General features: G+C 54.4%; 18 protein-coding genes. 13 read left to right on the top strand and 5 right to left on the bottom strand.

Annotation, left to right across the window (positions count from 1 at the left end):
- The first annotated feature begins 275 nt into the window (after nucleotides 1-275).
- The 12 genes from FF011L_RS07395 to FF011L_RS07340 all read left to right on the top strand — a co-directional run bounded on the left by FF011L_RS07395 (nucleotide 276) and on the right by FF011L_RS07340 (nucleotide 9,161).
- Nucleotides 276-1,070: a DeoR/GlpR family DNA-binding transcription regulator gene (locus tag FF011L_RS07395; protein WP_145355087.1), complete on the top strand. Its 795-nt coding sequence runs from the start codon at nucleotides 276-278 to the stop codon at nucleotides 1,068-1,070.
- 76 nt (nucleotides 1,071-1,146) lie between these two features.
- Nucleotides 1,147-1,866 carry a phosphate propanoyltransferase gene (pduL, locus tag FF011L_RS07390; RefSeq protein ID WP_145351006.1) on the top strand — a complete coding sequence of 240 codons (720 nt, stop codon included), beginning with the start codon at nucleotides 1,147-1,149 and terminating at the stop codon, nucleotides 1,864-1,866.
- Between the two features lie 157 nt (nucleotides 1,867-2,023).
- On the top strand, nucleotides 2,024-2,317 hold the full coding sequence (locus tag FF011L_RS07385; RefSeq protein WP_145351005.1) for a BMC domain-containing protein: 294 nt from the start codon (nucleotides 2,024-2,026) through the stop codon (nucleotides 2,315-2,317).
- Between the two features lie 97 nt (nucleotides 2,318-2,414).
- A complete protein-coding gene (locus FF011L_RS07380) occupies nucleotides 2,415-2,684 on the top strand; it encodes a BMC domain-containing protein (protein WP_145351004.1) in 270 nt (89 codons plus the stop codon).
- Between the two features lie 94 nt (nucleotides 2,685-2,778).
- Nucleotides 2,779-3,984 carry an acetate/propionate family kinase gene (locus tag FF011L_RS07375; protein WP_145351003.1) on the top strand — a complete coding sequence of 402 codons (1,206 nt, stop codon included), beginning with the start codon at nucleotides 2,779-2,781 and terminating at the stop codon, nucleotides 3,982-3,984.
- Between the two features lie 49 nt (nucleotides 3,985-4,033).
- Nucleotides 4,034-4,342: a EutN/CcmL family microcompartment protein gene (locus tag FF011L_RS07370; RefSeq protein ID WP_145351002.1), complete on the top strand. Its 309-nt coding sequence runs from the start codon at nucleotides 4,034-4,036 to the stop codon at nucleotides 4,340-4,342.
- Between the two features lie 89 nt (nucleotides 4,343-4,431).
- Nucleotides 4,432-5,886 (top strand): aldehyde dehydrogenase family protein, encoded by a 1,455-nt coding sequence (locus FF011L_RS07365; protein ID WP_145351001.1) that lies wholly within the window; start codon nucleotides 4,432-4,434, stop codon nucleotides 5,884-5,886.
- 16 nt (nucleotides 5,887-5,902) lie between these two features.
- Entirely contained in the window at nucleotides 5,903-6,166 is a 264-nt protein-coding gene (locus tag FF011L_RS07360) for a EutN/CcmL family microcompartment protein (protein ID WP_145351000.1), read from the top strand.
- 76 nt (nucleotides 6,167-6,242) lie between these two features.
- Entirely contained in the window at nucleotides 6,243-6,953 is a 711-nt protein-coding gene (locus tag FF011L_RS07355; RefSeq protein ID WP_145350999.1) for a hypothetical protein, read from the top strand.
- Nucleotides 6,950-7,225 carry a EutN/CcmL family microcompartment protein gene (locus tag FF011L_RS07350; protein ID WP_145350998.1) on the top strand — a complete coding sequence of 92 codons (276 nt, stop codon included), beginning with the start codon at nucleotides 6,950-6,952 and terminating at the stop codon, nucleotides 7,223-7,225. The genes FF011L_RS07355 and FF011L_RS07350 overlap by 4 nt, the downstream gene beginning before the upstream one ends.
- Before the next feature lie 84 nt (nucleotides 7,226-7,309).
- A complete protein-coding gene (locus FF011L_RS07345; protein ID WP_145350997.1) occupies nucleotides 7,310-8,167 on the top strand; it encodes a class II aldolase/adducin family protein in 858 nt (285 codons plus the stop codon).
- Between the two features lie 58 nt (nucleotides 8,168-8,225).
- Nucleotides 8,226-9,161, top strand: coding sequence for a lactate/malate dehydrogenase family protein (locus tag FF011L_RS07340; RefSeq protein WP_145350996.1), 936 nt, complete (start codon nucleotides 8,226-8,228; stop codon nucleotides 9,159-9,161).
- Between the two features lie 549 nt (nucleotides 9,162-9,710).
- Here the strand turns inward: FF011L_RS07340 and FF011L_RS07335 are convergent.
- On the bottom strand, nucleotides 9,711-11,225 hold the full coding sequence (locus tag FF011L_RS07335; RefSeq protein WP_246109793.1) for a TonB-dependent receptor: 1,515 nt from the start codon (nucleotides 11,223-11,225) through the stop codon (nucleotides 9,711-9,713).
- Between the two features lie 300 nt (nucleotides 11,226-11,525).
- Here FF011L_RS07335 and FF011L_RS07330 point away from each other — a divergent pair, with 300 nt between their 5' ends.
- The gene (locus FF011L_RS07330; protein WP_145350995.1) at nucleotides 11,526-14,183 is read left to right on the top strand and encodes an MGH1-like glycoside hydrolase domain-containing protein; all 2,658 of its coding nucleotides are present in this window, start codon (nucleotides 11,526-11,528) and stop codon (nucleotides 14,181-14,183) included.
- 4 nt (nucleotides 14,184-14,187) lie between these two features.
- Here the strand turns inward: FF011L_RS07330 and FF011L_RS07325 are convergent, their stop codons facing one another.
- The 4 genes from FF011L_RS07325 to purQ all read right to left on the bottom strand — a co-directional run bounded on the left by FF011L_RS07325 (nucleotide 14,188) and on the right by purQ (nucleotide 20,859).
- Nucleotides 14,188-17,166, bottom strand: a complete 2,979-nt coding sequence (locus tag FF011L_RS07325; RefSeq protein WP_145350994.1) for a PVC-type heme-binding CxxCH protein — start codon at nucleotides 17,164-17,166, stop codon at nucleotides 14,188-14,190.
- Nucleotides 17,163-18,590, bottom strand: a complete 1,428-nt coding sequence (locus FF011L_RS07320; protein ID WP_218933072.1) for a hypothetical protein — start codon at nucleotides 18,588-18,590, stop codon at nucleotides 17,163-17,165. Before FF011L_RS07320 ends, FF011L_RS07325 begins: the two co-directional genes overlap by 4 nt.
- Nucleotides 18,591-18,667: 77 nt before the next feature.
- Nucleotides 18,668-20,017 (bottom strand): dihydroorotase, encoded by a 1,350-nt coding sequence (locus tag FF011L_RS07315; RefSeq protein ID WP_145350993.1) that lies wholly within the window; start codon nucleotides 20,015-20,017, stop codon nucleotides 18,668-18,670.
- Nucleotides 20,018-20,055: 38 nt separating this feature from the next.
- The gene (gene purQ, locus FF011L_RS07310) at nucleotides 20,056-20,859 is read right to left on the bottom strand and encodes a phosphoribosylformylglycinamidine synthase I (protein WP_145350992.1); all 804 of its coding nucleotides are present in this window, start codon (nucleotides 20,857-20,859) and stop codon (nucleotides 20,056-20,058) included.
- Nucleotides 20,860-20,867 lie beyond the last annotated feature (8 nt).

The raw sequence follows: 20,867 nt of genomic DNA, 5'->3' as shown, positions 1-20,867 counted from the left end.
AATCGGAACGGGAAAGTATGGCGCCTACCGAGTCCATCGCCAGACAGGATGGGCCTCATCTCCGGCCTCTCACAGAAACAGCCCGCCCCCCTCTCTTGGTCATTCACTGGGCGCCACATCTGTACAAATAGTCGGTGTAGGCATCCTAGGGAACATCGTTATGGAAGAATTCTTTCACTTATCGATTGTTTTCTTTCATTTCTCTGCCATAATCTGGTGATTGAGTCTGGTAAGCTACGACATCTACGAAACATACACGGTCTCTTTTGAGTTTTATGGTCAGCGTCAACGGCAACGATCTGAGTCGATTGGAAACGCGCCGCCAGGAGCTTCGGCGGACGCTGCAGGCGCACGGATTTGTCGCATTGGGCGACCTAGCCGAGCGAATGGGCGTCAGCGAATCGACGGTCCGTCGTGATCTGGATTACTTGGAAGAGCAGGGAGACGCCAAGCGAACGCATGGGGGCGTTTTCTGGACCGGATCCCCGACCAGCATGCGGTTATTCGAAACCCGTGAGGATTCCCATTGGCAGCGAAAGCGTGTGATCGCCGCAGCGGCGGCAAAACTGGTTTCGGACCACGAAACCATTTTGCTGGACGGCGGCAGCACGACCTATGAATTGGCTAGACAACTGGTGGGTCGGCCTTTGCAGGTTGTGACAAATAGTCTGCCGGTCGCCAACTTGTTCGCGGCCAGCGAGGCTTCCGATTTGGTTTTGATCGGCGGCTGCGTGGATCACCGAACGGGTGTTGCGATCGGTCCGTTTGCGAATCAGATGTTGGGCAAACTAAATGTCAGCCAAGCCTTTTTGTCGGTCGCGGGGATCGATCCAAGGGGCTTTTACAACAGCAACTTACTGCTAGTCGAAACCGAGCAAGCGATGATCGCATCGGCAGACCGATCGATTGTCGTCGCCGACAGCAGCAAATTTGGTCGAGCCAGTTTGTCACGGTTGTGCGGTTTAGGAGAAGTCTCCTGCATTGTTACCGACAAGAAATTAGCACCTGAGTGGGCCGAGAGACTTCAAACAGCAGGTCCGCAATTAGTATGGGGCGACGAATCGGTGTAAACCATCGCCCCTCCTTCGATCCAACGATCCAAACATTTCCCATCCTTCCGTCCTAACCGTAAGCAACGGTAACCGCATGATGACCGATCCAGCCGTCATAGAATCACTTGTCCGCCGCGCTGTCAAAGCCGCGATGCATTCGGGTGCAGGCGATACGTCCAGTTCTCCCTCCCCGTTGGGCTGGGTAGATGGACGCCCCAACCTGCGTGTCAGCATTTCGGCCCGGCACTGCCATCTTACCGACGAGCATGTCGAAATCTTGTTTGGCAAAGGGGCGACGCTAACGCCTGAAAAACCTTTGTATCAAGACGGCTTTTTCGCCGCGGCGCAAACCGTGATGGTGGTGGGCCCACGTCGCCGGATGCTTCCCAGCGTTCGCGTCCTCGGCCCCACTCGCAATCACAGCCAGGTCGAACTTGCCTTGACCGATTCGATCTCCCTCGGGATCGATGCTCCGACTCGCCACAGTGGCGACATTGAGGGGACGCCCGGCTGCGTCTTGGTCGGTCCGGCAGGAACGGTGCAATTAGAGAAAGGTGTCATCCGCGCCGCTCGCCACGTCCATATGAACTTTGATGACTGCGAATACTACGGCGTCAAGAACGGTGACATGATGCAACTGGCGATCAAAAGCCCTTCCTGCAGCGTCACCTTTGACGACCTTTTGGTGCGGGCCGACAAAGCGGCCAAACTAGAAGTCCACATCGACACCGACGAAGGCAATGCCTGTCACCTGGATGCCGCGGAGTCGATTGAATTAAAACCGCAGGATGGCGGCTGCAAGTGCCACGGCTAATTCATTATCGTGGCCCGCAGATGCCCAAGCCAATCCTGGTAACGGACACCTTTGCCCGGTAACGGACACCTTGATCGGCATCTTTTTGAATCGAATTCAAGTTTTACTCACTACGTTTTATTTTTCCCGTTAACCCTCCCCTTTGAAAGGTTTTTTGATGGCTAACAACAACGAGGCTCTCGGCATGATCGAGACCAAAGGTTTCGTCACATTGATCGAAGCGGTCGATGCAATGATGAAATCAGCAAATGTGAAATTTTTGGGCTGGGACAAAGTTGGCAGTGGTTTGGTCAGCGCGTTTGTCTCGGGCGATGTCGCTGCCGTCAAAGCAGCAACGGACGCCGGAGCTTCGGCAGCTGGTCGAATTGGTGAAGTCGTCAGCGTCCAAGTGATCGCTCGGCCTCATGATGACATCGGCAAGGTTCTGAAGACCAAAATGCCAACCGCTTAGTCCGCCGCCTTCGCCCCAGAGACCTCTCATGGCAAAGAAAGCTACAGCTCAGAAATCCGCTTCAAAAATCAATACTGAAACCAAAAGAGAAACCAAGATGAATCAAGCAATTGGGTTGATCGAAACCAATGGATTGCTCCCACTGATCGAAGCCACCGACGCCATGGCCAAAGCAGCCAACGTCGAAATTGTCAAACGAATCGATATCGGTGGTGGCTTGGTAACCACCGTCGTCAGCGGTGACGTTGGCAGTGTCCGTGCCGCTGTCGAAGCAGGCAGTGCTGCTGCAGCTCAGGTCGGTAGCCTGATCAGTAGCCACGTGATCGCCCGCCCAGCCGAAGGTTTGGCAGAAGCATTTTTGGCGTAGTCCTAACTGTTTCAAAACCGGATGCCTGCAGCGCGGACGAAGTGTCTGCCAACCAGGCCCACTGTGATAGGAATTTTTCACGAGAAAGGAAGCCATGAAAGTTTTAGTTGCAAATCTCGGATCGACCAGTTTCAAGTACCAAGTCCTCGACATGACCGATGAGTCATGTTTAGCGAAAGGTGCTGTGGATCGAATCGGAGAAGCGAGTAGTCACTGCCGCGTGGCGATTGGAGATTGGTCCGACGAACAAACAATGCCGGTCCCCGATCATGGCGTTGCAGTGGAGGCCTGTTTACGACAACTGACCGATCCCGAACATGGTTGTTTGAAGGATCCGTCGGAAGTATCCGCCATCGGTTTCAAAGCCGTACACGGAGGCCGGGTTTCGGGTGTTCAACTGGTAAACGACGACGTTTTAGACGCGATGTCTGAAATGAATTCGGCCGCCCCAGCACACAACCCTCCCTACATTGCAGCGATGCGTACCCTGGCAGAAAAGGTTGCTGGGATTCCTTTAGTAGCCGCTTTTGAAACAGGATTTCATCTGACGATTCCCGCATCGCGACGCACGTACGCGATCCCACGAGAATGGACAGATGGTTGGAAGATCCAGAAGTGGGGATTTCATGGCGCAAGCCATCGTTACATCGCCACTCGAATGAGTGAACTGTTGGGGAAACCGGACGCACGAGTGATCTCTTGTCACCTAGGTGGCAGCAGCAGCTTATGTGCGATCCAAAATGGAGAAAGCATGGCCACCACCATGGGCATGACTCCCCAAACGGGACTTCCTCAGAACAATCGTGTCGGAGATTTTGATCCATTTGCCCTTCCCATCATCATGCAACATACCGGCGAAACGCTTGAGCAAACGCTCAGCCGACTAGCCAATGAATGTGGGCTGCTGGGTTTAAGTGGAAAGAGCGCCGACATCCGCGATATTGAACAGGCTGCTGCGGAAGGGGATGCCGATTGCCAGGCAGCCCTGGATGTATACGTTGCTGAGATTCGTCGGCATTTAGGTGGGATGCTTGTCGCACTGGGTGGCGCCGATGCGATTTGCTTTACCGCTGGAATCGGAGAAAACGGAGACGCCATTCGGGCCGCAGTGTGTGAAGGGTTGAGCGACCTGGGAATCGAAATCGATACCGTTAAAAACGCGCAACCTGATACCAATGCACTCGGTGAAGCGACCATTCACAGCGATTCCAGTCGAACTTCGGTCTGGATTGTTCCGACGAACGAAGAATTGATTGTGGCTCGGCAATGTTGCCAATTGCTGCAAGACCAGAATCAGTAGATCAGCAGCCTCAAAACGAAACTCCCCCTGTCGTAATGATCGAAAACTTATGTTTATCGCCCGCGTGACCGGATCGGTTGTCAGTACGCAAAAAGTTGCGTCGATGACCGGCCATAAATTGCTGATCGTTGAACCTTATCGGTTGGACGAACAGTCGCGTGATGCCTTGGTGACGACTGGTCGCACTTTTGTGGCGGTTGATACGCTTGGCGCAGGGGAAGGTGATTATGTGCTGGTTGTCCAGGGCAGCAGTGCTCGCTTGACCCCCGAGACCAGCAAACTGCCAATTGACGCCGTCGTGATCGGAATCGTCGACAACGTTCGAATCGACAAACTAAGCGTATACGATCGCACCTAAGCGACTTTAACGGACTTTGTATTTCGCCGCGTAAGATCCCCGACCAAACATCGAAAATAAATCCGCTAAGAACACAATTGAGTAAAACCATGCAATACGACGAGAATCTAATCCGCAATGTAGTCGCCCAGGTTTTGTCCGAAGTGGGCCCAATGCCTTCGGCCAACGGCAACAACGCCCATCCTCATCGCTCTCGTGGCGGACAGCATGGGATCTTTACCGATGTCAACGAAGCTGTGGCTGCCGCCCGTTACGCGTTTGAACAATTCACGCGTTTCACAATCGAACAACGTCGCCGCGTGATCGAAATCATTCGAGAAATCGCCATCAGCCAGTGCGAAGAACTGGGCTTGATGGAGATGGACGAAACCAAGATCGGACGCCCGGAACATAAGATTGAAAAACTAAAGACGCTGGGTGAATTAAGCCCCGGGACCGAATTCTTTCAGTCAATTGCCTTTTCCGGAGACCGTGGTCTAGCGATCATCGAACGGGCGCCGTTTGGTGTAATCGGGGCGATCACCCCCGTCACTCACAGTCTTCCAACGATCACAGGAAACTCTGTCAGCATGCTGGCAGGTGGCAACACGGTCGTGGTCAACCCACACCCTTCGGGGAAACGCGTCGCTGTCGAAGGGGTCCGTCGCTACAACGAAGCGATCGAACGCGAACTAGGAATCGACAATCTGATCTGTGTGATTGCCGAACCAACCCTGGAATCGGCAAACGCCCTGTTCGCCCATCGCGATATCGCGTTGATCTGCGTCACCGGCGGCCCCGCTGTCGGACGTGCCGCGTTGCGAAGCGGTAAACGAGCGATCGTTGCCGGGCCAGGCAATCCTCCTGTCGTCGTCGATGAAACAGCCGATCTGGATTTGGCAGCTCGCTCGATCATCCAGGGTGCCGCATACGACAACAACCTACTCTGCATCGCAGAGAAAGAGGTCTTTGTTGTCGACAGCGTCTTCGATGCGATGATGGCTGCAATGCAACGGGCCGGTGCCGTCAAACTGGATGCGGCTCAAATCGCCAAACTGACCAAGCAAGCGATCGTGCAAGTCGGCGACGACAATCATGACGCGGCCTGCAAAGACTTCATCGGACAAAACGCTTCGGTACTTGCCGCTGCAGCCGGAGTCCAGGTTCCCGATTCCGTTGAACTGGTCTTTGGAGAAACCGACGAACACCATCCGTTTGTGACCGTCGAACAGATGATGCCCTTCCTCCCGTTTGTTCGCGCCCGCGATGTGGACCATGCAATTTCGTTGGCCAAGACGTACGAACACGGCTTCCGCCACACCGCGATCCTGCACTCTCGCAACGTTCGTAACATGACCAAAATGGGACGCGCGTTGGACACCACTTTGTTTATCAAAAATGGTCCGTCGATGGCTGGTCTAGGTCTTGGTGGCGAAGGATACCTCTCCTTTTCGATCGCAGGGCCAACGGGCGAAGGGGTCACCACCCCGGTTACGTTTACCCGCGAACGACGCTGCAGCATGATCGATGCACTTAACGTGGTCGGCAGCCCCGACGTCCTATAAACCCAACGCAAGAATTATGCAGACAGCGATCATCCTCGGTAAGGCTCGAGCCACGGTCAAAGACATCAGTCTGACCGGGCAACGTTTAGTGGTGTTGCAGCCAATAGGCGTTAATGACACGGCCGACGGACCTCCGCTGTTGGCAATCGATCCGATGGGAGCCCGCAAAGGGGACCATGTCATCATCACCAGCGACGGCTCGTATGCTCAAGATTTTTTGGGGCACAAGAACACGCCGGCCCGCTGGACCGTGATGGGGCTGGTCGATCCCAGCAATTAGCGAACCCGCCACTATTTTCCTGTTTTGATTTCCGAAATTTCCAATCACAGCGGTTCGTAAAGAACCAAACGCCTTCATGTCTCAGCCCACTTCCACGATCGATTCTCACCGCATTCAAGCGGTTGTGCGTGAAGTGATTGCGCGACTGCAGAATCCATCCGCGGGCACTTCCGCCGCGGCTCCAGCGGCAAAGGCGTCAAATCATTCGGTTATTTCGATCGCAGAAACCCTGGTGACCTGCGATTCCTTTCGCTCGTTGCCAGCGGGTGTGCAAGAGATCGTGGTGCGTCCAGGTACGGTGGTCACCCCCGCTGCTTTTGATTTACTGAAGGAACGTGGCCTCCGCTTAACCCGCGCCGAAACGTCACCCGACGCCGCGATCGCTATCGATTCGGTCATCGACCCCACGGGCCGACTGTTCAGCGATGCAGACGATTCCCTCCGAGCCGATTCCGTCCAAAAGCAATTAGCGGCAAGCGGGCTTAAGGTTGCCAACATCGGCCTACCCGTCCTCTTCCAGCATCTGGACAAACATCCTTTGCAACGTGCTGTTGTGCTTGCGGAATTGCCGGCGAAGGTGGTTTACCAAGCGTGCCAACACCGCCGAATCTGCGCGGCCGCCGTTCGCTCCCTGGCAGAATTACAACGGATCGAAAGAGGGTTACAGCCCAACCTGTGGGTCATCGACATGAACCAGGTGACGCTGCCCCTAGCGGTCTTCCTTGCTGGACGGTGTCTGCGAATGCAGGCCCCTGATTCCTTACCTTCACCAGGAGACGTTCGATGAAGATCGCACGAACCATCGGTACGGTGACGCTCGCAAGAATGCATCCATCCTTAAAGGGAGCATCGCTACGTTGTGTCGAGGAACTCGCCACGATCGACGATGTTGATAAACCGATCTACGGCGGCGAAACCATCGTCGCCTGGGATTACTGCGGTTCCGGCATCGGGGATCGCGTTGCCCTAGCCGAAGGCCCCGAAGCGGCCGCGCCCAAACTACCGACCGTCGTCCCCGTCGACGCCGCGATCGTCGCCGTGCTGGACGACATCGACTAACGAGAGCATGTCTCTTTTTAGTGTTTTCAAAAATTCAATTCTTCCATTTTGCCTTTTCACTACGACCCGAAGACGAGTATCACCATGCAAAATATCCATCAAATCAAACAAGACATCTGCGACATCGGGCGTCGGATTTACAGCCGGCAGTTCGCTGCAGCAAATGACGGCAACATCACTGTAAAGATCAGTGAAAACGAATTCCTTTGCACTCCCACCTTGCACTGCAAGGGATTCCTAAAGCCAGACGACATCGCAACGATCGATGGCACGGGCAAACAGATCAGTGGCCGCAAAAAACGCTCCAGCGAAGCGTTGCTCCACTTGGAAATCTACAAGCAGCGTGAAGACGTCAAGAGCGTTGTCCACTGCCATCCACCTCACGCGACCGCGTTTGCGATCGCACGCGAGCCAATTCCACAGTGTGTCTTGCCCGAAGTTGAAGTCTTCTTGGGCGATGTTCCGATCACCAAGTACGAAACTCCCGGTGGGCAGGCGTTTGCCGACACGATCATCCCATTTGTCGAAAAAACGAATGTTATGATTCTGGCAAACCACGGTACGGTCAGCTACGGCGAATCGGTTGAACAAGCTTACTGGTGGACGGAAATCCTCGATTCCTACTGCCGGATGCTGATGCTGGCTCGCCAGCTAGGAAACGTCGCTTACCTGAATGAAGAGAAATCAAGAGAGTTGCTGGACCTGAAAGATCAGTGGGGATACAAGGACCCTCGTAACACGAAGGAATTTGAGAACTGCGACATCTGTGCCAACGATATCTTCCGCGACAGCTGGGAAGGTGCCGGAGTCCAACGCCGTGCGTTTGACGCACCGCCTCCACTAAAGGCCGCCGCTGCCAAAGCTGCCGGTGCCAATGGCATGGATGAAGAACAACTGGTGAAATTGATCACCGCCGAAGTAATGCGTCAGATGAAGTCTTAAGCTCCACTTCATTTGCAACAAATTCCTTCACTCGATTAGACAACACGATAGGTTTCCGATGAAAGTTTCGATTATTGGTGGCGGCGGATTGGTTGGCTCCTGTGCCGGTTATGCATTGCAGTGTGGCGGAATCGTTCGTCAAATTGCGATGCTGGACGTCAATCAGGACATGGCAAAAGGCCAAGCCCTTGACTTGATGCACGGTTCGCCAAGTGTCGCCGACCAATGCATTAGCGGTGGTGGGTACGAACACATTCCCGATTCCGATGTGATCTGCATCACGGCGGGACTTCGGCGTAAGCCGGATGAATCGCGTTTGGACCTGATCAATCGAAACACCGATCTGTTTGTCTCGATCCTGGACGAAATCAAGAAGGTTGGGACGAAATCGACCGCGATTGTGTTGGTCGTTTCGAATCCGGTTGACATTCTGACCTACGTCGCCGCTCATCGACTGGGGTTGCCGGAAGAACAAGTCCTCGGCTTGGGGACTCAGCTGGATACGATCCGCTTTTGCAGCCTGATCGCTCAGCAGTTAAAAGCATCCCCGACGCAAACCAAAGCTTTGATCCTAGGTGAGCATGGTGATTCCATGGTCCCTATCTGGAGCAGTGCAACGATCGGTGGGCTGCCGTTGGACCAATTCCCAGGCTGGAATCCCGGACTAGCGAACGAACTGTTCACGCGTACGAAGGGAAGCGGAGCGGAAGTGATCAAGGGCAAAGGGGGCGCTGGCTTCGCCGTGGGCATCGCGATTCGCGACGTCATCGAAGCGATCGCTTTGGACCGCCGTTGTCTGCTGCCGGTTAGCTCGATTCAACGCGGATGTTATGGCATTCGGGACGTAGCCCTTTCCGTACCGACCATCGTCGGACGCCAAGGTGTCGTCGATCGCCTAGAAATCGACCTGTGGCCCAAAGAGGTTCAAGGGATCCGCAATAGCGGAACGAACCTGCGCAAGACCCTAGAAGTCGTGCTGCAGCGATTGCGATAGGTGTTGCAGTAAGCATTGCAGAGCAAGGGTGCCTTCTTTCAACCGCCCCCTGCTCTTGTCGCAGTTGCGATCCGCTTTGATTGCTGTGGTCAATCGTGCTGATTTCCGTACTCTTGCGGATGCCTCAAATCATTCGGCTATTCCAGCACCTTTTTGCCTCCGAGTATCGAGAGTTCCGTTTCCGGGCTTGCCCCGGCGGAAGCAAAGTAGTCAACTCCCAAATACGCAACATTAAAACTAACGCAGCGGGCTGCGATTTCGATACCGGAGACTTGGTCTGCGATCCCTCGCTGACGCAGCGGGTTGGGATTTCGATGGCCTGCGGGCCCGGAGAGTCGGCCGCATTATGTGCGGGGCAGAAGCAATACAAACCGCTTCGACGATCGTTGATACGTCAAGATTCGATTTGACGTTTGGAGCGAAAGGCGACAATCAATAATCCGGCAACCGCTGTGTCGCGATTCGTTTCCGCTGGGATCGTCCAGGTCGGAAACGAAACTCTTTTAGCCGTCTGCAAAACTTGCCGATAGCTCTCGCTAAGAACCGGCCTTACTGTGAGGCGCCGTTGTACGACATGATGGCGGATCCCGTTGGCGAATCGAGCGGGGCGATGACGGTTGCAGGTGCTTTGCTTTTCTTGGTTAGCTTTGCTTCCAGAGGCCTGCGGTATCCGAAGAACCCACGGTCTTGGATAACTTTTGCGACTTCCGCTGGAACATGCTTCAGCCAGCCATCGTCGCCGGCTTCAATCATCGCTAACACCTGGCGAGAAAACGTGCTCAAGCATTCCGGATTGTGATTATCCAGTTGTTCGATGCAGCCTTTGTCGACCAAGTAGCGATACAGCTTGCGAAGCTCGGGTGCAACTTCAAGGTTACCGACAGTCGTCAAATCTCCCGAATCAGGATCGAGAAGCGGATAGATGTACAGTTTCAGGTCGTTCTTAAACAGTCGACCGAACGATTCTAGAATCCCACCTTCCAATTCGGTGTAGTACTTTTCGGTGAACAATTCGACAAGGCTTCCCGCCCCCATCGTGATCCCGATTTTCTTTTTTGTGTGACGCGCCAGGTAGGCAGCCAAGCGATAGTATTCGAAATAGTCCGAGATCAGGACGGTCATTCCGCTTGCTGCCATGATGTCAACACGAGCAAGGAAATCACTCAAGTCGATTTCTCCGTTCGCTCTTAGGTTCCGCATCGTGATTTCGGCCAGCGTCACCACTTCGCTGGCATCGACGTCGGCTTCGTCTTCAAATTTTTCCGAAGCGGCTCGCAGCATGTCCAAATTGACATCCGTCAACGGGCGAAAACTACCTCGCTCGACCAGGATAGGCTTTTTGTACAAAACTTCCGATGGCTGCAGGACTTCGCCAGTTGCCGAGAACATTGCAGCGCTGCTAAGCCCCAACTGGACCAAACGGAGGCTCATCACGCGATTATCAACATGCCGGAAAGCGATCCCGGAAAATTCGATCATGTCGATTTCGATTCGCCGAGTACTCAACCCATCCAGCAACGATTCGATCAATTGATCGGGTTCATGATGCAAAAAGAATGCCCCGTACAGAAGATTCACGCCAACGATTCCCAGTGCCTCCTGTTGCAGAGCGTTTTCGTTGTCCAGCAACCGGACGTGCAAAATAATTTGGCTATCTTGATCGCGGGGGTGGGCCTGGAATCGAATCCCGATCCAGCCATGGCAATCGTTTGTTCCGCGGAAATTCCGAGCGGAAACAGTATCGGCAAACGAAAAGAAGGCGGTCGTATCGCCGCGACTTTCACGTAAGCGTTCTAGATTGAGTGAATGCTCATGATCCAACATGTCTTCTAGCCGTTGGCGGCAGACATATCGATCGCAGGGCCCATAAATGGCGTCGCTGACGGCCATATCGTACGCCGACATACTTTTCGCAATCGTCCCGGCCGCACCGCCAACGCGGAAAAACCAGCGAACAACCTCTTGCCCGGCTCCGATTTCCGCAAACGATCCATATCGACGTGGATCAAGATTAACGGCAAGTGCTTTCCGCCCGGTCGTTGGTCGCTCTTGATTGCTGATCATCGCTCTGTGTCCCCCAAAGGTTTTGAACTGATTGGCACACAAAAACGCGGATGCACCATCTCTATATGGATTGCGTTCTCTTGGAGGGCGGCGAAAAAAATGCCGATTACATAGTAGATTGACGATTCCCACGTGCGGATTCTTGCAATCACTACAACCGGTTTCGGATCGAGTAAAAGCCGACGCCAGCCCCCCCGGTTGATCTTAAACGACATGCATTGATCCGGAACGTCGAAAGAATTCGACGCAATCGGCTAAGATGCCTTGGAACGACCGCTTGCCATCTGATCTGGATCTCGCATGACACCTGAGCACCGACGACTACAAGAAAACGAAGCGCGCGAGGTCAACTGGAAACGTTGGGGGCCGTATCTATCGGAGCGACAGTGGGGGACGGTACGAGAGGACTATTCGGAGGGCGGCAATTCCTGGCGAGATTTCTCGCACGAACAGTCCCGCAGCCGCGCCTATCGCTGGGGAGAGGACGGGCTGTTAGGGCTGACCGATCGAGAGTGTCGATTCTGTTTTTCGATCGCTCTCTGGAATGGAAATGACCCGATTCTTAAAGAACGACTGTTCGGATTGACAGGCCCCGAGGGGAACCATGGCGAAGACGTCAAAGAATGCTACTACTACCTCGATTCGACTCCGACACATAGCTACTGCAAAGGGCTTTACCGCTACCCGCACGCCGAATACCCGTACGGGGAACTCAAGCGTGTGAATGCGGATCGTGGGCTGAGTGAACTGGAGTACGAGATTAATGATACGGGGATCTTTGCGGAGAACCGCTTCTTTGATGTTCAGATGGAAACGGCGAAAAAATCGGCGGACGACATTCTTGTTCGCCTGACCATTACCAATCACGGTCCCGACGCGCATTCGCTTTGCGTGTTGCCTCAGTTGTGGTTTCGTAACACCTGGGTATGGGGATGCCGACACGAAGGGTGTTCCCTGAAACCACGCATTGAAGCGAGCGGAGACCTTCAGTTTCAGACGGAACATGAAACCCTCGAGCCATTCACTGGCGAATTTGGACCGCATCCCGATGGCGACACCGTCGAAATGTTGTTCACCGAAAATGAAACGAATCAAGAACAACTTTTTGATACTCCGAATTTCAGTCCCTACACCAAAGACGCATTCCACCGATACGTGGTCGATGGCGAACTGGCAGCGGTGAACCCCAAACGCCGCGGGACCAAAGTTGCGGGGCTGTATCGCTTGAACATCCCGGCGGGAGAGAGCCGTGAAATTCGAATCCGCTGGCAGCGGACCGACCACGAATCACAGACTCCGTTTGACGAAGATTTCCAGCAGATTTTCACAGACAGGATCGCGGAAGCGGACCAGTTCTATGCCACCGTCATCCCTAAAACCGTCAGCGATGACGAACGGTTAATTTCGCGTCAGGCATATGCAGGGCTGCTGTGGACCAAACAGTTCTACCACTACATCGTCGAAGACTGGCTTCACGGTGATGACGACATCGACCACCCACCGGAAGCACGCAAACAAGGGCGGAATCACCATTGGCAACATATGTATGCCAGAGACATCCTCTCCATGCCAGACAAATGGGAATACCCCTGGTTCGCTGCTTGGGATTTAGCGTTCCATATGATTCCGATGGCAAAGATCGATCCTGAATTCGCCAAACGGCAACTGACGGTCCTGCTGCGTGAATGGTATATGCATCCGAACGGGCAGATGCCAGCGTATGAATTTGATTTCGGAGACGTCAACCCACCGGTTCATGCATGGGCCTGTTTACGGGTCTATCAAATCACCGCCAAACAAGGAAAACCGGATCGTCGGTTCTTGGCCACCGCCTTCCAACGGTTGTTGATGAATTTCACTTGGTGGGTTAACCAAGTGGATGGCAACGGAGACAATGTCTTCGCTGGAGGATTCCTTGGGCTGGACAACATCGGCGTCTTCGACCGTTCCGCTGGTCTGCCCGAGAACACTCAACTGGAACAGGCTGACGGAACCGCCTGGATGGCGTTCTACTGTGCAACAATGTTGTCGATCAGCCTGGAATTGGCCCGCGAAGACGAAGCCTATGCAGAAATGGCATCTAAATTCTTGGACCACTTTATTCGCATCACCGATGCGATGAATACGATTGACGGAACGGGACTATGGAACGAGGACGACCAGTTCTACTATGACCATCTGCAAGTCGACGGGCAAAGCCTGCCACTAAAGGTGCGTTCGTTGGTGGGGCTGCTGCCTTTGATTGCGGTCGAAATATTAGACCGCGAACTGATCGATCAACTGCCGGCATTCAAGGAAAAATTGGCATGGTTCCTGAAGTATCGCCACGACTTGGTACGGCACATCAGCTTTGCTGAACAAGACAACCGTAAGACCAGTCTGCTGCTGTCGATTCCTTCGAAAGAGCGATTAAAAGAAGTCATTGCGACGATTTTGGACGAAAGCGAATTCCTATCCGATTTTGGAATTCGGTCGATGTCGAAGCGGCATGCAACCGAACCTTTCGAAATCCAGTTTCGCGGGGAAAAACTACGCGTCGCCTACGTTCCCGGCGAATCGGACAGCTGGATGTTTGGAGGAAATTCAAATTGGCGCGGGCCGATCTGGTTTCCGATCAACTTCCTGCTATGCGAGGCTTTGGAACGCTACCACGATTTCTATGGGGATGATCTGCAGGTGGAGTGCCCCAAAGGTTCAGGCAATCTAGTGAACCTGCAGCAAGCTGCTGAAGAGATCTACGGTCGCTTGGGCAACCTGTTTCGCAGACCGACTCCAAGCTCGCCACGAGCCTGTCTGGCTGGCGAAGGAGAATCACCAGAGAACAAGATCTGGCATCAGAACGTGCTGTTTTACGAATACTTCCATGGCGATACAGGACGCGGCCTGGGGGCCAGCCACCAAACGGGCTGGACCGCATTGATCGCGACCTGCATCGAAAAACTACACACGGATGACTAAACGCCTACTTGCTGGCCGGAGTCACGGTTCGAGGTTCCATCAGGTAGGCAATGATATTTGCCAACGTATCCTGATCGATGGTTTCCTCTAATCCTTCCGGCATTAGTGACATTCCGGTGCTTTGCATCGTATCGATCTCGTTGCGAAGCACGGTATCCGCAGCGGCCGCGGCGCGACTGACCGTCACGCTAGTGGCGCTTTCGGCCGTAATCATTCCGGTCACCGCCTGCCCCGACTGCGTCAACACAACGTAGTTCAGAAACTGAGGATTCACTTCACGATTGGGGTCCAACACGTTGACCAAAATCGTTTCGGCGCCACGCGTTTGAATCGCCGCAAGGCTTGGCCCCAGTTCATGACCAACGCCATCCATTTTGTGGCAGCTTGCACAGTGCTTTGCGAAAGCTTCGCGGCCTTTCTGAGGATCGCCAGCCATCTTCAAAACATCTTGATAGCGATCGATCACGGCTTGACGCTTTTGACTTCCGAATTGTTTTAGCAGCTCGGTTACTCGGCTGCGAACCTTGGCGTCCTTCGATTTCTCAGCTACTTGAAACCGAGATTTCCCGATCGCACTCGGCTGGATTTCTCCTGCGTCGATCGCGTCCAACAAGGCAAGCGTCCGTTCGGGTCGAGCGAACAAAATTTCACTCGCAACCCCTCGCAATCCTGGTGTTAACTGAGGCCAGGCGTCGAGGACAATGTCGGAAACTTCCGAATTATTGAACTGGCCCATGACCGTCAACGCTTGACGTTGAACCGCGTCGGGCTGCTGCGTTTCAAGCCAATCAACAAAACCATCTTCGACCGAATCGAAAGCACCGTAGCGACAGGCGTCGATCGCTGCCACTCGTTCCTTAAGCGGCGTCTGCGGATCACTTGCTTTGGCGATCAGGCCAACAATCATTCGGTCCATCGACTGCCGAAATTTCTTTTGCTGTGCCACGCTTTCGGGTGTCGTCGCTTTGGTCGTTTGACCACGCAACAACTGCCCCATCACAGGCACGACAAAAGCGGCCTCGGATTCAGGCAATTCGGAAACGGCTGCCAACGCCGATTCGACTCCGCTAAGCGGGCCGACCAGCGGGGTCAATTCTTGCAAAAACTGGATGGCGGCAGGGGAACGGAATGAATCGTCTTTCAGCAATGCCAACAACAGATCATCCGCGTCATCGCCGACCGAGCTAAGCACAGCGGCTCGCATCCAACGGCTACTACAATCGCGCTTTGCAAGTTTTGCCAAGGCTTCGGTTCGCTGCGGTGCGGGAACGTATCCAAGGGACCAAGCCAGCTGGTAGCGGACTTCGATATCTTCATCCTCGACCCTATCCAGCAGAGCGCTACGAACCGCCTCCGAATCAAAACTAGATTCAGACATACGAATCGCATGACGCCGCACGTGTGGATTGGAATCCTGCAGACGCGGGATTAAATCACTCTCCTCCAATGCCTTCATACCATCCAGCGAAGCCAATGCATGCAGCCGTCCTTGAGGAAGAACGGCATCTTTTGCCAATTTCCGCAGGGCGGGAACGGCGGCAGGATCCTGACGTTCGTACAACATCCGCGAAGCGGTTTCACGGTGCCACGAATTAGGATGATCCAGCCACTGCACCAACTGAGCCGTCGTCGCTTTTCGCATATTCGGCGTGGGGCGATGCTTGAAACCATCTGGAATCACTTGATACAGACGCCCTGATTCACGCCCGGCGGTCAAATCAAGATGCTTCTTGATTTCAGGAGGCAAGCTAAGAGGGTGTTCGATCACTTCGCGAGAAACATCAATCAGAATCAATGATCCGTCGGGTGCATTGGCGAACTGAGCCGGGCGGAACCAAATGTCTTCCGAAGTCACAAATTCGGATTGCTCATCGATGCGTTTGGCCAAGCGAGGCACGCCGTTGCCTTCGATCGTTTTTCGGTGGACAAGATTGCTCCCGACATCCCCGACAATAGCGACTCCCTTCATATCGTCCGGGAATGCGTCACCGCGGTAGATCGTGACTCCGGTGGCTCCGGTGAAGTAACCGGCAGCACGCCCGCCTCCTTCGACGACTCCACGGACCGTTCCATTCACTCGCAAGCGGGTGCGGACAATACGCCAAGGTTCGATGGGGCTATCGCGAAAAACTTCGGCTTGAGGGCCATCGGCGGCGATACTTAAACGGGACGAAGGGGCCCGCAGATAAGGGTTTCTTGCAATGTAACGGTCTTCGTACATGATTTGCTGAATGTGATCGCTATTGGACGAAGCATATTTGCGTCCCCAATCATCGAAGCTCATGCCGTGCTGGGCTCCACCACTGGTCCGTTCGAACTCGTAGGTCCAAGGATTGAACGCCAAGTCCCGTCCACGAACTTCGACAGCTGCCGATTCGGGGTCGCTCGCGCGGCGTACTTTGCCACCCACGGTTCCGCATGCAAGATGGATTCGATTATCCAATCCCCAGCGCAGAGAGTTCAACAATCCCTGAACATTGGAGGTTGAGAAACCGGTTAGCACGACCTTCTTTTGATCGGCGACGCCATCGTTATCGGTATCTTTGAAGTAATAGAGGTTTGGCGCGTCGGCGACGAACAGCCCTCCGTCAAAGGGAAACAAAGCGGTCGGCCACAGAAGCCCATCAGCATAAATGGTTCGTTCGTCAAACAGCCCGTCGTCATTGGTATCGTGAAGTCGCGTGATGCGGGAAATCCCCGCTTCACGGTCTTCGCTATACCCACGCATCTCACAGACAAACAGATAGCCCTCGGCATCCCATTCGATGGCGACCGGACTGGTCACCAACGGTTCGGTTGCAATGGCTTGAATTTTGTATCCGTCGGCAACATGAAATTTTGCCAAAGCATCTGCCGGAGCGGTCGGGGGAATCCGCGGCAATTCCGACGAGTAATCCTCCTGAGCATTCAGCGTTGCACAGCATCCGAGCAGTGCGAGCAGGCCTAAGACCCGTCGTCCTTTTATCCACTGACCAATAATCATTCGCTTTCTCCCGTTGATTTTTCTAACAGCTTCCGAATTCCATCCATCAAAACTTCTTCACATTCCGGTGCGACATTGGACGCGACCTGACTGGTTTCATAGCCCCCTTGTCCATAGGCGACCTTCGTACCGATGTAGCTAGTTCCCAGATCCCCATAAGCTGCCATTGCAACCTGCAGATCGGGAGCCATCGCCTTGGCAGCCAGTTGATATTCCACAAACAGCTCGCCCGGCATGAAGAGCACCCTAGCATCCCCAACTCCTAGGCAACCCAGTTGCATTTCATGCCCGCTTTGGCAGCGTTGAATCCATGCTCTCTTTCGTGGACGGGCACGAAGGTTTTCACTTTTTTCATTTTCGATGGGCACCTCCGAGAGCGCCGGGCCGTCCGCTAAGTGCGGCGCGAGCGGCAAGCGAACGGGGACGACGGTCCAGCGGATATCCTTCGCGGAAATCGGCATCGGCTTGGTATTCTCAAACGCGGTTTCCATCCCCTCGGCCAACCGTCCGGCAAGAGTCATCCGATTTTTCGGTTTCCCGTCATTGTATTTCCCCGCACCAATGTTCCCGCCGGCTCCGGCGAAATGCACGTGTAATGTATTGGGGACATCTTGCTCGCGCATCAGCCTAGCGATTCCCGGAAAATCGGTACTGGGGACTCCGGTGCGGTAATAACTCTGGGGATGGCAAGCGTAGAAGGTGAGGACGGCAACCGGTTTATCTTGATTCCAAAAAGCGAGAGAACTGAGTTCCGGATCAATCGTCCCCTCGGGCGCGGCACGAATTTTGGGATTAGGAGCGGCGCTGAAGCGGACCATTTGAACCTTTCCGGTGTCATCCAGAATCCGTCGATTCGACGCCACTTTTTCGACAACCGCACTGGCGAACCCGGCATGGGTGATCGGCGTTGCCGCGGCGATCGCATCGGTCACTGCCGGTTTCAAACGCCGCAACAGGTCCCGAAACAAACTGCCGTCAAAGGCCAACATTTCACTAATCCCCGCTTCATGCATGATCCGTTCGGCGGACGAATCAGCCCGTGGAGCATCGTGCTGATGGACCGTGTGAACGGCAACCCGATCGGCGGTCGTACCTGCAGCCTTCGCGAGGACTGCTTTCATCACATCATGGCTTTCGTTCGCAATTCCCAGCCAATCGACAGAACAGAGGACGATCGGCTGCCCAGCCCCAAGAATGGCAATTCCCCGGCAACGAAGGCCAAGTGCATCGACGCGAATAACCGTGTCATAAGACATCCGGTATCCGACAGGCGGGGTCGCATCGATGTCAAATCGGGCTAATTTCAATTCAGGCTGCGAGGCAGAAGCCGCATCGGTCTGGGCCGCGGGACTAGCAGCGTGGCCTGTGACTGCTACAAGAAGCAGCAAGAAACCGAGCGCTGCCGAAAAGGCTGAGCGGGTCATGATAGCTCTGGGATCGTGAGGTGGGATATGTAGGAGGGAGCCCCTACTGTAATCAATTCTCCCACGCGTTTGTAACGCTACCGCAATCCAATCCCATCCGGGGTAGCCCAGAAACCGCCACGTTGGTGGTCAAATTGCGGTTTTGCCCCCCGCACCGATTCGTCAAATCCATGCTCACCGTAAACCTGTTGGCCATTGACCCAAGTCGCGACGGGCCATCCTGTTAAGGTTGTCCCGTGCCACGGAGACCAGCGTGATTTCGTATGCTGTCTAGCATTTTCGATTTCACGGCGTTGCTCCATATCGACCAACACCAAATCGGCGTCATAACCGTTTGCGATTCGCCCTTTGCCGACGATTCCCCAAACCCTGGCCGGTGCGTCACACATCCAGCTGGCTACCTGAGTCAATGTGCATTTCCCTTGGCTCACCTGGTTTAGCATCAACGCCAAACTGTTCTCAACCGCTGGCAGGCCTGAGGGACTGCTCGGATATTCGGCCTGTTTTTCTTCCCAGGTATGCGGTGCATGATCGGTTGCGATGACCTGGATGGCCCCCTGCAAAAGCCCCTCCCACAGCTGGCGGTTGTCCTCCGCTGATTTAATCGAGGGATTCATTTGGATCAACGTTCCCAGACGTTCATAGTCATCGACGTTGAAAAACAGGTGATGAGGGCAGACCTCAGCCGTGACGTAAGGCTGCGTATTCGCCAGCAGCGGCAATTCAGCTGCGGTCGAAACATGCAGGACATGAAAGCGATGTTTGTGCCGCAGTGACAAATCAATCGCTCGCTTGGTCGCGGTCACAGCGGCGTCGACGTCACGAATCTTTGAATGGACTGCAACATCATGAACCCCTTCATACTTCGCTGTATTCTCCCGGACCATTGTTTCGTCTTCGCAGTGTGCACAGATCGGCAAGGTGGTCTGAGCAAAAATCTGCTCGAGGGCCTGCTGTTCGTCGACCAGCAAATTCCCCGTACTACTGCCGATGAAGATTTTAATCCCCGGCACATTGGTCGCCTGCTGCAAATCACTAACGTTCTCGGAGGTCGCGCCAATGTAGAAACCGTAATTGACCAGCGATTTTTCCGCCGCAAGATTTTCCTTCAGGCGAATCCCATCCATCGTGATCGCTGGGGGCCGCGTGTTGGGCATTTCCAAGAAGGTCGTGACGCCTCCGGCGGCGCAAGCCCGCGAAGCCGTTGCGAGGTCTTCTTTGTGCGTCAGCCCTGGATCGCGGAAATGAACTTGGTCATCAATGACGCCGGGCATTAAATACCGTCCCTGTGCGTCGACCGTTACATCGGCCGAAGTCGATTCGGGAGCATCGACATCGACGATAACACCATCACGCACAAAGACGTTTGTGGTTGCAACGCGATCAGGAAATACGACTTGTGCATTCTTAAAGAATAGGGAGCTCAATGCAATTCCTTGTTGGTTCGAAGCAACTTCAGACAGTCTTATGCAAAGTACTGCACCGCATTGCGGAACATGGCCAGACCTTGGCCTTCTTCAGGCAGGGGTTCTTGCCGAGTCCAGCAGGGATGCTGCGTTGGGTCAACGAAGCGTTCAGGGTGAGGCATCAACCCAAAAACGCGTCCCGTCGAATCACAGACTCCGGCGACGTTGCCCTGACTTCCGTTTGGATTGACAGGGAAGGGTAGTGTTTCCTCAGCAACCTCTCCAGCGTCATTGCTATAACGAAGGGCAAGGCGTCCCTGTTGCTGCAAGCGGTCGTACACGTCTTGGCTGGCCGTGATAAAGCGACCTTCTGCGTGTGCCATCGGCAAGTACATCTTCTCAATCCCACGCAAGAAGACGCAGGGCGTATCGGCATCGACTCTCAGGTGGACCCAGCGATCTTCAAACCGACCGTGGTGGTTCCAGGCAAGACTGGCAGAGGCTTCCGATTCGTCTTCGCCCGACTGAGACGCAAGCACGCCCAGTCGCATCAGAACCTGCATCCCATTGCAGATTCCCAGCATCAATCGCTGATCGTTTTCACCACAGAAATCTTGCAGCATCGTCGACAGATGTCGCTGCATCCGTCCGGCCAAAATACGGCCTGCGGCGATGTCATCCCCATAACTAAATCCACCGGGGACGCAGACGATTTGGTACCGAGCAGCGAGTGCGGGGTTCTCAATCAGGCGGTTTACGTGAACACGTTCCGCTTCGGCGCCTGCTAACTCAAAGGCGTAGGCGGTTTCTTCATCGCAGTTTGTACCGGGAGCCCGGAGAATTAGTACGCGAGGGGCGGCCATGGCAATCG

This window comes from Roseimaritima multifibrata, from assembly GCF_007741495.1.
GTDB lineage: Bacteria > Planctomycetota > Planctomycetia > Pirellulales > Pirellulaceae > Roseimaritima > Roseimaritima multifibrata.
This window is presented reverse-complemented; position numbering and strand designations above follow the sequence as displayed.

Excerpts from the sequence above, each read along its gene's own strand:
- FF011L_RS07395 (WP_145355087.1), top strand. The coding sequence starts at position 276 with ATGGTCAGCGTCAACGGCAACGATCTGAGTCGATTGGAAACGCGCCGC.
- pduL (WP_145351006.1), top strand. The coding sequence starts at position 1,147 with ATGATGACCGATCCAGCCGTCATAGAATCACTTGTCCGCCGCGCTGTC.
- FF011L_RS07385 (WP_145351005.1), top strand. The coding sequence starts at position 2,024 with ATGGCTAACAACAACGAGGCTCTCGGCATGATCGAGACCAAAGGTTTC.
- FF011L_RS07380 (WP_145351004.1), top strand. The coding sequence starts at position 2,415 with ATGAATCAAGCAATTGGGTTGATCGAAACCAATGGATTGCTCCCACTG.
- FF011L_RS07375 (WP_145351003.1), top strand. The coding sequence starts at position 2,779 with ATGAAAGTTTTAGTTGCAAATCTCGGATCGACCAGTTTCAAGTACCAA.
- FF011L_RS07370 (WP_145351002.1), top strand. The coding sequence starts at position 4,034 with ATGTTTATCGCCCGCGTGACCGGATCGGTTGTCAGTACGCAAAAAGTT.
- FF011L_RS07365 (WP_145351001.1), top strand. The coding sequence starts at position 4,432 with ATGCAATACGACGAGAATCTAATCCGCAATGTAGTCGCCCAGGTTTTG.
- FF011L_RS07360 (WP_145351000.1), top strand. The coding sequence starts at position 5,903 with ATGCAGACAGCGATCATCCTCGGTAAGGCTCGAGCCACGGTCAAAGAC.
- FF011L_RS07355 (WP_145350999.1), top strand. The coding sequence starts at position 6,243 with ATGTCTCAGCCCACTTCCACGATCGATTCTCACCGCATTCAAGCGGTT.
- FF011L_RS07350 (WP_145350998.1), top strand. The coding sequence starts at position 6,950 with ATGAAGATCGCACGAACCATCGGTACGGTGACGCTCGCAAGAATGCAT.
- FF011L_RS07345 (WP_145350997.1), top strand. The coding sequence starts at position 7,310 with ATGCAAAATATCCATCAAATCAAACAAGACATCTGCGACATCGGGCGT.
- FF011L_RS07340 (WP_145350996.1), top strand. The coding sequence starts at position 8,226 with ATGAAAGTTTCGATTATTGGTGGCGGCGGATTGGTTGGCTCCTGTGCC.
- FF011L_RS07335 (WP_246109793.1), bottom strand. The coding sequence starts at position 11,225 with ATGATCAGCAATCAAGAGCGACCAACGACCGGGCGGAAAGCACTTGCC.
- FF011L_RS07330 (WP_145350995.1), top strand. The coding sequence starts at position 11,526 with ATGACACCTGAGCACCGACGACTACAAGAAAACGAAGCGCGCGAGGTC.
- FF011L_RS07325 (WP_145350994.1), bottom strand. The coding sequence starts at position 17,166 with ATGATTATTGGTCAGTGGATAAAAGGACGACGGGTCTTAGGCCTGCTC.
- FF011L_RS07320 (WP_218933072.1), bottom strand. The coding sequence starts at position 18,590 with ATGACCCGCTCAGCCTTTTCGGCAGCGCTCGGTTTCTTGCTGCTTCTT.
- purQ (WP_145350992.1), bottom strand. The coding sequence starts at position 20,859 with ATGGCCGCCCCTCGCGTACTAATTCTCCGGGCTCCCGGTACAAACTGC.